Below are 12,166 nucleotides of genomic sequence, written 5' to 3'. Positions count from 1 at the left end.
TGCCTGATAGAGGCGATTCCATCGGCTTGCTGCCGATGGAATGGGACCGGGCATGAAGATCGCGCTCGTCGGCACGGGGTTCGTCGCCGACTACTACATGACGACGCTGGCGAACCATCCGGCGCTCGCGCTTGCCGGTGTCTGGGATCGGGATGCCGCGCGGCTGGAAGCATTCCGCGCCTTTCACAATGTCACGGCCTATCCCGACCTCGACGCCCTGCTCGCCGACCCGGCCGTGCAGATCGTCGTCAACCTGACGACGCCGGAGAGCCATTACGAGATCACCAGTCGCGCGCTCGCCGCCGGCAAGCATGTCTATTGCGAGAAGCCGCTGGCGATGGGCTTGGCGCAGGCCGAGCTGCTGGTCGCGCAGGCCGACGACGCCGGGCTGACGCTTGCCACAGCTCCCGCCAACGGGCTCAGCGACGCGCATCGCCTGGTCGAGGATGCCCTGCGCTCCGGCCGGATCGGTGCTCCACGGCTGGTCTATGCGGCGATGGAGGATGGCCCGGTCTTCCGCGACAAATGGGCAAGCTGGCGCTCGCGCTCGGGTGCGCCCTGGCCGGGACTGCACGAATTCGAGATCGGCTGCACGCTGGAACACGCCGGCTACGCACTCTCCTGGCTGGCGACGCTGTTCGGGCCGGTCGAGACCCTGACCGCCTTCTCGGCCGTGACCTTCCCCGACAAGGGGCCGGGCACCGAACAGATCACGATGGCGCCGGATTTCTCGGTGGCCTGCCTGACCTTCCGCTCCGGGGTCGTCGCGCGACTGACCAACGGACTCGCCGCCCCGCGCGACCGCTCACTGCAGGTCTTCGCCGAAAAGGGCTCGCTGACCGTGCGCGACCTCTGGGACAATCGTTCGGTAGTCCATGTCGAGGAGACAGATGCGCCCCGGCCCCTGCTCGGACGCATCCTGACGCGGGCGGAGGCGAAACTCGGGCGGGCACTGCCCTGGAAGCCCGCTCCGGGGCGCAAGCTGACCTATCCCGCAGCGCCATCGAGCAAGGCTCTGCCCGGCTACCCCTCGCAGATCGATTTCATGCGCGGCGTAGCGGATCAGGCCGAGGCGATCCGACGCGGCGAGGCCCCGCGTTTCTCGGGCGCGCTCGCCCTGCACATCACCGAGCTCGCGCTCGCCCTCAACAACGCGCGCGATCTCGCCCAGCCCTACCGGCCGCGCTCAAGCTTTTGATCGCAGGCCTCGGTCTCTCAGCTCACCGTCCGAAATAGCGCGCGCTGCGCGAAGAGTGAGGCCGTGCCGCCGGTGTGGATGATGCAGGCCGGCTCGTCCGGCGGAATCGTGCCATCCGCGACCAGGTCGAGGAAACCGGCACAGGTCTTCGCCGTATAGACGTGCTCGACCAGGATGCCCTCGGTGCGGGCGAAGGCGATGATGGCCGTCTCCGATTCGGGGGTCGGCACGCCCCAGCCGCCGCCGAGATGGGCCATGTGGTAGTGCAGCGGCGCTTCGCCGAGATCCCGGACCGCCAGTCCTGCCCGCTGACCGATACCCTCGTAGATCCGGCGGATGCGCGCTTCCAGCTCGGCCTGCTCGTATTCGACGCTGACGAGATGGATCTGGAAGGGGTGGCCAAGCATAGCATTGCCGAAGATGAAGCCGGCCTCGGTCGGCCCCATCGATCCCGCGAGGAAGACGTGGCGCAAAGGCGTCGCTTCGCGCTGCGACTGCTCGTGCAGTTCGCAGGCCGCCAGCACGTAACCGAACGCGCCGAGAACGGCGTCGCCGACGATGTAAGGCGCCCGCCCCTGCCGCGTCAGCTCCGTGGCCGCCGCCTTCATCGCCGCTCCGCGCTCCTCCTCGCCGACCGGGCCGATGAAACGGGTTTCCGCGCCGAACAACCGGTTCAGGAAGGAGCGCTCGCGATTCGCGGGGCTGTCCTCGGCATTGTGAATGATCAGGCAGTCCAGCCCCGCCATCGAAGCCGCCGCGGCTGTGAGGCGGCAGAGATTGGACATCGCCCCGCCGGCGACGATAACGATGTCGGCGCGCTCGCCAAGTGCGGCGCCGAGCCAGAATTCGAGGCTGCGCAGCTTGTTGCCGCCGAGCCCGATCTCCATCAGATCGTCGCGCTTCATGAAGAGGCCGGGCCGCCCGAGCTTCCGCTCGAAGCCGGAGAGCCGCTGCAGCGGGGTCGGCGCCTTGACGAGGTCGCAACGCGGCTCCCGCAGGATGGTGCTCAGGTCCGGCATCGCTTCAGTCATCCTCCCGATCGCGCCTCCTGCCCGGCGGCACGTTCCGCATGCCTGCCGATCCCTCCGGGAAATTCAAGCCCGGACGAGGAAGGAGGGCGAATCACGCGCACCGATCCGAATCAGGCTGCTGCCATGGGCTGCTGTTGTTCCGGATGTCGCGACAAGGAAAGAGCGACGAGGGGCAGGGCCAGAACGACAAAAGCCGACCTGTCACGGCCGGCTTCGAGCAAATCCGAACATCATAGGAAGAAATTTGGTGGAGCCAGGCGGAATCGAACCGCCGACCTCTTGAATGCCATTCAAGCGCTCTCCCAACTGAGCTATGGCCCCACACGCGACGACCGGCTTGGGGACCGATCATCAACCGAATTTTTGCCGCCTCGGCGGTTCCGTCCGGGCCGCCCTGTCGGCGACGAAGCGCTCTATAGGCGGCTCGGGCGGAAGACACAAGCGCTTAATGTCGCCGTGCCGTCATCTTTTTTCGAGGCAGTGGATCAGTTGTCCTCGTCGCCTTCGATGTCACCATCGATCAGGTCGGAGACGTCGTCGTCGCCTTCCTCATCCTCTTCGAGGAAGGTGTCGTCCTCGTCATCGCCGCCGACATCCTCGACCTCGATATCGTCCTCGCTGGTGACGACGGCGTCCTTCTCGGACGCCTCGGCATCGGCCTCGTCGAGCGAGACGAGCTCGACGGCGCCATCGGCGGCCTCGGTCTCGTCTTCCTCGTCGGCTTCAGGCTTCGCCGCCGCCGCAGCAGCCGCTGCTTTGGCCTGCGGTTCGAACATCGCCCGCGGATAAGCCTGGCCCGTATAGGGCGAGACGATCGGGTCCTTGTCCAGGTCATAGAATTTGCGGCCCGTGACCGGGCAAACGCGCTTCGTTCCGAGTTCCGGTTTCGCCACTGCGTCGGACCTTCAACTATCATGTTTTTAAAAGCAGGCGCGTCCGTTAGTCGGGGGAAGCGGCGCTGTCAAATGTTGATTTGCGCAAAGCGGCTCCGCGAGCCCCCATAGCGACGTTTCGGCGCGCCGCCACGCGCTCGCCTTGGCGTGCCGCGCGCCGGCATGCTACGGCCCTTCCTGCATCCCTTTCGGCCAGCCCGCAGAGACCGCTACCCGTGTCCCACGACCATGAACCCGTTCCCGTCACCGCCCGTGCCGGCGGCCCGCTCAAGGGCCGCGTCCGCGTGCCCGGCGACAAGTCGATCTCGCACCGGGCGATGATCTTCGGCCTGCTGGCGATCGGCGAGACCAAGGTCACCGGCCTGCTCGAAGGCGAGGACGTGATGCGCACCGCCGCCGCGGCCCGCGCGCTCGGCGCCATCGTCCATCATGACGGGGCGGGTGCCTGGCGCGTGCAGGGCGTCGGCGTCGGCGGCCTGCGCGAACCGGCCGATGTGCTGGATTTCGGCAATGCCGGCACCGGCTCGCGCCTGATGATGGGCGTCTGCGGCTCGCATCCGATCACCACGACCTTCGATGGCGATGCCTCGCTCCGCAAGCGGCCGATGCGTCGCATCCTCGATCCGCTCGAGCAGATGGGCACCACCGTCGTCTCGCAGCAGGAGGGCGGCCGCGTGCCATTGACCCTGCGCGGGCCGAAGGAGGCAATCCCGATCACCTATCGCCCGCCCGTCGCCTCGGCGCAGATCAAGTCGGCCGTGCTGCTGGCGGCGCTGGCTGCATCGGGCGAGACCACGGTGATCGAGGCGGAAGCGACACGCGATCATACCGAGAAGATGCTGGCGCATTTCGGCGCCGAGATCACGGTGACGCAAGAGGGCGAGCATGGCCGGCGCATCGTGCTGAAGGGCCAGCCGGAACTGAAAGCGGCGCCGATCGTCGTGCCGGCGGACCCGTCCTCGGCCGCCTTCCCGCTGGTGGCGGGGCTGATCGTGCCGGGCTCCGACATCCTGATCGAGAGCGTGATGACCAATCCGCTGCGCTCGGGGCTGCTGACCACGCTGCGCGAGATGGGCGCCGACATCACCGTCGAGCGCGAGGCCAACGAGGGCGGCGAGACGGTCTGCGACCTGCGCGTGCGCGCCTCCAGCCTCAAGGGCGTGACGGTGCCGCCGGAGCGGGCGCCGGCGATGATCGACGAATATCCGGTGCTGGCCGTGGCTGCCTCCTTCGCCACGGGCACGACGCGGATGCGCGGCCTGCAGGAATTGCGCGTCAAGGAATCCGACCGTCTCGCGGCGGTCGAGGCCGGGCTGAAGGCTGCCGGCGTGACCTGTTGGATCGAAGGCGATGACCTGATCGTCGAGGGCACGGGCGGCGGTCCGGTGCGCGGCGGCGGGCCGATCGCGACCCATCTCGACCACCGCATCGCGATGAGCTTCCTCGTCATGGGGTTGGCCACTCGAAATCCCGTCGTGGTCGATGACGGCGCGATGATCGCGACGAGCTTCCCGAGCTTTGTGCCCCTGATGAACAGTCTCGGAGGCCAGATCGGATGAGCGCGGCGGCGCGTAGCAGCCGGCTCGTCATCGCCGTGGACGGCCCGGCCGCGTCGGGCAAGGGCACGCTCGCGCGCCGGCTCGCCGCGCATTACGGCCTGCCCTATCTCGATACCGGCCTGCTCTACCGGATGGTGGCGCGCGCCATGCTCGATGCCGGCCATGACATCCACGACGCCGCGGCGGCCGAGGCGATCGTCGGCAGCTTCGACGAGACTACCTTTCCCGAGGAGCGCCTGCGCGGCCGCGAAATCGGCGAGGCGGCTTCCGTGGTCGCGGCCATGCCGGCCGTGCGCGCCGGCCTGCTGACCCGGCAGCGTCGCTTCGCGGCGCAAGCCGGCGGCGCCGTGCTCGACGGACGCGATATCGGCACGGTGATCTGCCCGGAGGCGCCGGCCAAGCTCTTCGTCACCGCGACGCCGGAGGTGCGGGCCGCACGGCGCCACAAGGAACTGATCGGACGCGGCGAAGCCGTCACGCTGGACGGCATTCTCGCCGATATCCGCCGGCGCGACGCCCGCGATTCCGGCCGCAGCGACGCCCCGCTCAAGGCGGCGGAGGATGCGATCGTGCTCGACACCTCGGCGCTCACCGTCGAAGAAGCGGCCGCCGCCGCGATCGGCATCGTCGAGGGCCGACGGGCGACTTAAGAAGGCCGCTCGCGAATTTGCTATCGAAACAGGCGCCCTTAGCCGGATTTTCCGGCTTGGCGCGCGTCCCGACCAGGCGCACACTTCCCTTCGCAAATCGGCGGCGGAGGTGGCGATGCGGCGTTGGCTGTACGGTCTCTCATGTCTGGCAGCGGCGGCGCTCTGGCAGCCCGCCCTGCCCCGCGCCCAGACGGCGGCAGCTCCGCCCGAGGAGGTCGATGTCGCGCTCGTGCTGGCGGTCGACGTCTCCTATTCGATGGATCTCGACGAGCTCGCCTTGCAGCGCAACGGCTATATCGAGGCCTTCCGCTCGAAGCAGCTTCACGACGCCATCAACAAGGGCGCGCTCGGCAAGATCGCCGTGACCTATTTCGAGTGGGCCGGAGGCGGCTTCCAGTACATCGTCCGGCCCTGGAAGGTGATCGACGGCCCGGCCGCGGCCATGGCCTTCGCCGAGGAGCTGGGCGAGGCGCCGACGCGGCGCGGCCGACGGACCTCGATCTCGGGCGCGATCGATCTCGGCGTGCAATTGCTCGAACAGTCGAACGTCGCGGCGATGCGCCGCGTGATCGACATCTCCGGAGACGGCGCCAATAATGACGGGCGCCCGGTCACCGCCGCGCGAGACGATGCCGGCGCCAAGGGCATCGCCATCAACGGCCTGCCGGTAATGCTGAAACAGGCCGGCTATTTCGACATCGACAATCTCGACACCTACTACACCGACTGCGTCATCACCGGCATCGGCGCCTTCGTCATCCCGATCCGCGACAAGAGCCAGTTCGTCGAGGCGACGAAGACGAAGCTGCTGCGCGAGATCGCCGAGGCCCCGGCCGACGCGACCTTCCACAAGGCACAGTCCGGCAATATCGCGACCTGCCTCGCCGGCGAGCGGCAATGGCGCGACCGGATGGGGAACTAGCTTCAGGTCCCTCTCGGCTTCGCCCGCGTCGTCGGAAGTGCCGCAGCGGGATCGTCCGGCCAGAGATGGCGGGGATAGCGGCCCTTCATCTCGGACTTCACGGCAGCCCAGGAGCCGCGCCAGAAGCCCGGCAGGTCGCGTGTGACCTGGATCGGCCGATGCGCCGGCGAGAGCAGCTCCAGCACGAGCGGCACGCGCCCGCCGGCCAAGGCCGGATGCGTCGCGAGGCCGTAGAGTTCCTGCACCCTGACGGAGATCGTCGGCCCCGCCTCGGCGGCATAGTCGACCGCGAGCGCAGAGCCGGTCGGCGCGGTGAAATGGGTCGGCGCCTCCTGATCGAGCCGGCGCTTCATCTCCCAGGGCAGAAGGCTCGCCAGCGCCGAATCGAGATCGAAAGGCTGGATGGCCGCAAGCGAGGCGCGGCCGAGGAGATGGGGCGCCAGCCAGAGTTCCGGGTCTTGCGACAGGCCTTTATCGGACAGGTCGGGCCAACCGGCCTCCGGCTCGGCCTTGCGCAGGAAAGCGGCGCGCTCGCGCAACTGGCTCTGTCCTTTGGTCCAGGGCAGGAGGTCGATGCCGAGAGCCGCTATCCCTTTGGCCAGCGTCTCGGCATTTTCGGACGTATCCGCGACCGATAGCGGCCGTTCCGACAGCGAAAGCGCGCCATAGCGGCGCACGGCCCGAACGCGCAGGGCGCGCGCCGTGCGGTCGAAGCTCGCTTCCTCGCGTTCCGCGATGCTGAAGGGTGCCAGGCCATGAGAGACGAGTGTCACGATCTCCGCTTCGCTGATCGTGGCGGCGGCCATGATGCGGGCCTGCTGGGCCGAACCGGTCATCTCCGCGACGACGATGTGGGGCTCGCGCGCCAGACGCTGCGACGGCTCAAGCGCGCCGCCCCTGCCATTGGCGAGGAGATACTGGCCGGAACCCGGCGCGCGGGCCTTCGCGATCCGGTCAGGGTATGCGAAGGCGAGCAAGAGGCCGGGAGAGAGGGTTTCGTCGGCCGTGGCCCGATCCTTGCCGATGCTGCGCTCGGCGGTGCGTGCCCAGCCTTCGGCGAGGCGGCGCATGTCGCCGGCCCGGCCGCCGCGCTCGCGGCCGTAGCGTTCCAACCGCTCAGCGAGATCGATAGCATCGCCGCCGAGACCGCGCTCGACCAGCACGGCGGCTAGGTCAGCGGCCGCATCCGCCTGTCCGAAGCGCGCGGCAGATACCACCATGCGGGCGAGCCGTGGCGGCAGCGGCAGCGCCTGCAGGGCGCGTCCATCAGGCGTGATCCGGCCATCGCCATCGAGCGCGCCGATATTGCTCAATAGCGCACGGGCCTCCTTGAGCGCAGGCGCGGGCGGTGGGTCCAGGAAGGACAGCGTCGTCGGATCGCCCACGCCCCACGCGGTGCAATCGAGCAGCAGCGGGCTGAGATCAGCCGAGAGGACTTCCGGTCGGGCAAAGGCTTCGAGCGCCCCGGTCGCGGCCTCCTCCCAGAGCCGGTAGCACACGCCCGGTTCAGTGCGGCCGGCGCGGCCCCGGCGCTGATCGGCGGCGGCGCGGCTGACGCGACGGGTCTCCAGTCGGGTCACGCCGATATCAGGCTCGTAGACCGGCACGCGGGCGAGGCCGGAATCGATCACGACGCGCACGCCCTCGATGGTCAGCGATGTCTCGGCGATCGCCGTCGCGAGCACGATCTTGCGCTTGCCCACTGGGGCCGGCAGCACGGCACGGTCCTGCTCGCGCTGGTCGAGTGCGCCGTAAAGCGGCGCGATCTCGACGGCCGGATCGCGCAATCTCTCGCGCAGGCGCTCCTCGACGCGGCGGATCTCGCCCTGGCCGGGCAGGAAGACGAGCTGCGAGCCCGGCTGTTCGTTCAGCGCCAGCAGGGCCGTCTCGGTGACCTGATCCTCGATGCGCTTCAGCGGGTCGCGGCCGCGATAGCGCGTCTCGATGGGATAGGCGCGGCCCTCGCTCTCGATCACCGGAGCATCGCCGAGCAGCTTTGCGACGCGGGCGCCGTCGAGCGTCGCGGACATCACGAGGATGCGGAGATCATCGCGCAGGCCGCCCTGCGCATCGAGCGCCAGCGCCAGGCCGAAATCGGCATCGAGCGAGCGCTCGTGGAACTCGTCGAAGAGCACGGCGGCGACGCCGTCCAGCGCGGGATCGTCGAGGATCATCCGAGCGAAGACGCCTTCGGTGACGACCTCGATGCGCGTCTTCGGGCCGATCTTCGAGCCGAGGCGGACGCGCAGGCCCACCGTCTCGCCGACCCGCTCGCCCAGCGTCTGCGCCATCCGGTTCGCCGCGCCGCGCGCCGCGAGACGGCGCGGTTCGAGCACGATCAGCTTGCGCGCCAGCGTCCAGGGCTCGTCGAGCAGGGCGAGCGGCACGCGCGTGGTCTTGCCGGCGCCGGGCGGGGCGACCAGAACGGCGTTCGGCCGCGCCCGCAGGGCGGCGGCGAGATCGCCGAGGACGGCGTCGATCGGAAGTGGCGTGTCGAAGGCGCGCATGCCCGGCCGATGTGGCGCAGGTGCGCCCTACGCGCAAGCCACTCGCCAGCCGGCGCTCATCATGCTAACCGCTGCGGCATGACTGAGACCGGCCAGACCCGCATCCAGAACCGCTTCCAGGCCTGCGCCCGCGAGGGCCGGGCGGCGCTCGTGACCTTCGTCACCGCCGGCGATCCCGATTTCGAGACCTCCAGCGCGATCCTCGCAGCCCTGCCCGGAGCCGGCGCCGATGTGATCGAGCTCGGCGTGCCCTTCACCGACCCGATGGCGGACGGCATCCCGGTCCAGCTTGCCGGCCAGCGCGCGCTCAAGGCCGGCCAGACCCTGCGCAAGACGCTCGCCATGGTCGAGAGCTTCCGCAAGGCCGGCCATGACACGCCGATCGTGCTGATGGGCTATTACAACCCGATCTGGGCCTATGGCGTCGAAGCCTTCCTGACGGATGCCCGCCGCGTCGGCATCGATGGCCTGATCGTCGTCGACCTGCCGCCGGAAGAGGACGAGGAACTCTGCCTGCCGGCGCTGAAGGCCGGCGTCTCCTTCATCCGCCTGGCGACGCCGACGACCGACGACAAGCGCCTGCCCAAGGTGCTGCAGAACACCTCCGGCTTCGTCTATTACGTCTCGGTCACCGGCGTGACCGGCGGCGCCATCGCCGATTACGGCGCGGTCGGCGATGCCGTCGCGCGGATCAAGCGTCATACCGACCTGCCGGTCGCGGTCGGCTTCGGCGTCAAGACGGCCGAGGATGCCGCCACCATCGCCAAGCGGGCGGACGGCGTCGTCGTCGGCTCGGCCCTTGTCGAGCGCGTCCGCCTTTCGCTCGATGATCAGGGCAAGGCCACGGAAAAGACGGTTTCGGCTGTCACCTCGCTGGTCAGCGAACTCGCCCAGGGCATCCGCTCCGTCGCCAAGGCGGCCTGAGCCCGGTTTCGTTAAATGGTCGCGCTGCTTGCCCGCCGGCAGGCGCGACCCCATTTTCGGCGTGACGGCGCGCAAGCGCCGCAAGCCCATCAGGGATTCATCCGATGAACTGGATTTCCGAAGTCGTCCGGCCGCGCATCAAGACGCTGTTCAAGCGCGAGAGCCCGGAGAACCTCTGGATCAAGTGCCCCGATTCCGGGCAGATGGTGTTCCACAAGGATGTCGAGGCCAATGGCTACGTCATCCCCGGCTCCGAGCACCATATGCGCGTCACCGCGCCGGAGCGTCTGCGCCTGACCTTCGACGACGGCAAGTGGCTCGACGTCGCCCTGCCGGAGGTCGCGGCCGACCCGCTGAAGTTCCGCGACGAGAAGCGCTATGTCGACCGGCTGAAGGACGCCCGCGCCAAGACCGGCATGCAGGACGCCTTCAAGATCGGCTATGGCCGGGTCAAGGGCCTGCCGATGACGCTGGCCGTGCAGGATTTCCACTTCATGGGCGGCTCGCTCGGCATGGCCGCCGGCGAAGCCTTCGTGAAGGGCGCCGAGACTGCGCTCGACAAGAAGACGCCCTATGTCGTCTTCGCGGCATCGGGCGGCGCGCGCATGCAGGAAGGCATCCTCTCGCTAATGCAGCTCCCGCGCACGACGGTCGCGGTTCGCCGCCTGCGCGCGGCCGGCCTGCCCTATCTCGTCGTGCTGACCAATCCGACGACCGGCGGCGTCACCGCGTCCTACGCGATGCTGGGCGACATCCATATCGCCGAGCCCGGCGCGCTGATCGGCTTCGCCGGCCCGCGCGTGATCGAGCAGACCATCCGCGAGAAGCTGCCCGACGGCTTCCAGCGCTCGGAATATCTCAAGGATCACGGCATGGTCGACATGGTCGTGCATCGCCGCGACCTGCCGGAAACGCTCGCCCGGCTCGGCCGCCTGCTGACCAAGCAGCCGTCCGTGAAGGAAGAGGCACCGGCAGCGGCACGTCCGGTCGCCGAAGCAGTCTAAGACGGCCTGAGTTAAAGCAGCTCCGCGTTTCTCCGAATCGCGGAACTGCTTTAATCTTCTAGTTTGACGCATTTTCTTCACGCGAACCGGTACCCACTTCGCTCGAAAATGCTTTCGTTCGCGGCTGGGGGCCGTCACGCCATGGGGTCTTCCGACGCCTTGCTCGCGCGCTTCATGGCGCTGCATCCCAAGCTGATCGATCTCTCGCTCGGCCGCATCCTCACGCTGCTCGAAAAGCTCGGCGACCCCCAGAAGAAGCTGCCGCCGGTGATCCATGTCGCCGGTACCAACGGCAAGGGCTCGACCATCGCCTTCATGCGGGCGATCCTCGAAGCGGCCGGCCTCTCCGTCCATGTCTATATCTCGCCGCATCTGGTGCGCTTCCATGAGCGCATCCGGCTGGGTGCGCCCGGCGGCGGGCGTTTCGTCGACGAGGACAAGCTGGTCGAGGCGCTGGAACGCTGCGAGGCGATCAATGCCGGCGATCCCATCACCTTCTTCGAGATGACCACGGCCGCCGGCCTGCTGCTCTTCTCCGAACACCCCGCCGATGTGCTGCTGCTGGAAGTCGGGCTCGGCGGGCGCTTCGACGCGACGAACGTGATCGCCCATCCCGCCTGCACGGTGGTGACACCGGTCTCGCTCGATCATTCCGAATATCTCGGCGACACCGTCACCAAGATCGCCGGCGAGAAGGCCGGCATCTTCAAGCGCGGCGCGCCGGCCGTGATCGCGCCGCAGGAGCCGGAGCCGACCGCGGTTCTGGAAGCCGCGGCCGAGCGCGCGGGCGCCTCGAGAATCCTGATCGGCGCGCAGGATTTCAACGTCCACGAGGCCGGCGGGCGGCTGGTCTACGAGGATCATGACGGTCTGCTCGACTTGCCGCTACCGCGCTTGTCCGGCCGGCACCAGCATATCAATGCCGGCACCGCGATCGCGGCGTTGCGGGCCGCCGGCTACGGCGCCCTGCCGACGCAAGCCTTCGAGGACGGCCTGCGCAATGCCGACTGGCCGGCGCGCTTGCAGCGCCTGTCGCGCGGCGCGCTGGCCGAGATCGTGCCTGATCGCGCCGAGCTCTGGCTCGACGGCGGCCACAACCCCGATGGCGGGCGCGTGCTCGCCCAGGCCATGGCCGATCTCGATGATCGCAACCCGGCGCCGCTGGTGATGATCGCAGGCCTGCTCTCGACCAAGGACGCAGCCGCGACGCTGCGCCATTTCAAGGGGCTGGCGCAGGGGCTCTATGCCGTGCCGATCCATAATTCGCTGGCCGCGCGCCCGGCCGAGGAGGTCGCCGAAGCCGCCCGCAGCGCCGGTCTTGTCGCCGAGGTCTCCAGTTCGGTCGAGCAGGCTCTGCGAACGATCGCGGCACGCGACTGGCCCGTGCCGCCGCGCATCCTGATCTGCGGCTCGCTCTATCTCGCGGGCGAAGTGCTCTCGGATAACGGCACGCCGCCGACATAGAGCATCGGGAGAAA

At 68.7% G+C, this 12,166-nt stretch carries 10 protein-coding genes and 1 tRNA gene; 7 read left to right on the top strand and 4 right to left on the bottom strand.

The genetic code is table 11. The annotated features are described in order from the left end of the window. Positions 1–52 precede the first annotated feature (52 nt). Entirely contained in the window at positions 53–1,198 is a 1,146-nt protein-coding gene (locus Q9235_RS13290) for a Gfo/Idh/MocA family protein (protein ID WP_306228024.1), read from the top strand. A gap of 17 nt (positions 1,199–1,215) precedes the next feature. On the opposite strand, the gene Q9235_RS13285 is transcribed toward Q9235_RS13290, so the two are convergent. The 3 genes from Q9235_RS13285 to Q9235_RS13275 all read right to left on the bottom strand — a co-directional run bounded on the left by Q9235_RS13285 (position 1,216) and on the right by Q9235_RS13275 (position 3,122). After that, entirely contained in the window at positions 1,216–2,217 is a 1,002-nt protein-coding gene (locus Q9235_RS13285) for a pyridoxal-phosphate dependent enzyme (protein WP_306228023.1), read from the bottom strand. A 257-nt stretch (positions 2,218–2,474) separates the two neighbouring features. Beyond that, positions 2,475–2,550: transfer RNA gene (locus Q9235_RS13280), tRNA-Ala, on the bottom strand. Positions 2,551–2,714: 164 nt separating this feature from the next. Beyond that, the gene (locus tag Q9235_RS13275; RefSeq protein ID WP_306228021.1) at positions 2,715–3,122 is read right to left on the bottom strand and encodes a TIGR02300 family protein; all 408 of its coding nucleotides are present in this window, start codon (positions 3,120–3,122) and stop codon (positions 2,715–2,717) included. A gap of 215 nt (positions 3,123–3,337) precedes the next feature. Between Q9235_RS13275 and aroA the strand changes: the two genes are divergently transcribed. From aroA to Q9235_RS13260, 3 genes are all read left to right on the top strand, one after another. Continuing rightward, positions 3,338–4,681: a 3-phosphoshikimate 1-carboxyvinyltransferase gene (gene aroA / locus Q9235_RS13270; protein ID WP_306228018.1), complete on the top strand. Its 1,344-nt coding sequence runs from the start codon at positions 3,338–3,340 to the stop codon at positions 4,679–4,681. Beyond that, positions 4,678–5,331 carry a (d)CMP kinase gene (gene cmk, locus Q9235_RS13265; RefSeq protein WP_306228016.1) on the top strand — a complete coding sequence of 218 codons (654 nt, stop codon included), beginning with the start codon at positions 4,678–4,680 and terminating at the stop codon, positions 5,329–5,331. Before aroA ends, cmk begins: the two co-directional genes overlap by 4 nt. 115 nt (positions 5,332–5,446) lie before the next feature. Further along, positions 5,447–6,253: a DUF1194 domain-containing protein gene (locus Q9235_RS13260; protein WP_306228014.1), complete on the top strand. Its 807-nt coding sequence runs from the start codon at positions 5,447–5,449 to the stop codon at positions 6,251–6,253. A 2-nt stretch (positions 6,254–6,255) separates the two neighbouring features. On the opposite strand, the gene hrpB is transcribed toward Q9235_RS13260, so the two are convergent. Next, complete coding sequence (gene hrpB / locus Q9235_RS13255) at positions 6,256–8,760, bottom strand: ATP-dependent helicase HrpB (protein WP_306228012.1); 2,505 nt, start codon at positions 8,758–8,760, stop codon at positions 6,256–6,258. A gap of 78 nt (positions 8,761–8,838) precedes the next feature. On the opposite strand from hrpB, the gene trpA reads away from it, so the two are divergent. From trpA to Q9235_RS13240, 3 genes are all read left to right on the top strand, one after another. Then, a complete protein-coding gene (trpA, locus tag Q9235_RS13250) occupies positions 8,839–9,684 on the top strand; it encodes a tryptophan synthase subunit alpha (protein ID WP_306228009.1) in 846 nt (281 codons plus the stop codon). 104 nt (positions 9,685–9,788) lie between these two features. Beyond that, positions 9,789–10,688 (top strand): acetyl-CoA carboxylase, carboxyltransferase subunit beta, encoded by a 900-nt coding sequence (gene accD / locus Q9235_RS13245; protein WP_306228007.1) that lies wholly within the window; start codon positions 9,789–9,791, stop codon positions 10,686–10,688. A 141-nt stretch (positions 10,689–10,829) separates the two neighbouring features. Continuing rightward, positions 10,830–12,152 carry a bifunctional folylpolyglutamate synthase/dihydrofolate synthase gene (locus Q9235_RS13240; protein ID WP_306228005.1) on the top strand — a complete coding sequence of 441 codons (1,323 nt, stop codon included), beginning with the start codon at positions 10,830–10,832 and terminating at the stop codon, positions 12,150–12,152. Positions 12,153–12,166: the final 14 nt, after the last annotated feature.

Origin of the sequence: Bosea beijingensis, from assembly GCF_030758975.1 — a bacterium.
In the GTDB taxonomy this organism is placed as follows: domain Bacteria; phylum Pseudomonadota; class Alphaproteobacteria; order Rhizobiales; family Beijerinckiaceae; genus Allobosea; species Allobosea beijingensis.
This window is presented reverse-complemented; position numbering and strand designations above follow the sequence as displayed.

Bases quoted from the DNA above. Each gene is read 5' to 3' on its own strand.
- Q9235_RS13290 (WP_306228024.1), top strand. From the start codon at position 53: ATGAAGATCGCGCTCGTCGGCACGGGGTTCGTCGCCGACTACTACATG.
- Q9235_RS13285 (WP_306228023.1), bottom strand. From the start codon at position 2,217: ATGCCGGACCTGAGCACCATCCTGCGGGAGCCGCGTTGCGACCTCGTC.
- cmk (WP_306228016.1), top strand. From the start codon at position 4,678: ATGAGCGCGGCGGCGCGTAGCAGCCGGCTCGTCATCGCCGTGGACGGC.
- Q9235_RS13260 (WP_306228014.1), top strand. From the start codon at position 5,447: ATGCGGCGTTGGCTGTACGGTCTCTCATGTCTGGCAGCGGCGGCGCTC.
- hrpB (WP_306228012.1), bottom strand. From the start codon at position 8,760: ATGCGCGCCTTCGACACGCCACTTCCGATCGACGCCGTCCTCGGCGAT.
- trpA (WP_306228009.1), top strand. From the start codon at position 8,839: ATGACTGAGACCGGCCAGACCCGCATCCAGAACCGCTTCCAGGCCTGC.
- accD (WP_306228007.1), top strand. From the start codon at position 9,789: ATGAACTGGATTTCCGAAGTCGTCCGGCCGCGCATCAAGACGCTGTTC.
- Q9235_RS13240 (WP_306228005.1), top strand. From the start codon at position 10,830: ATGGGGTCTTCCGACGCCTTGCTCGCGCGCTTCATGGCGCTGCATCCC.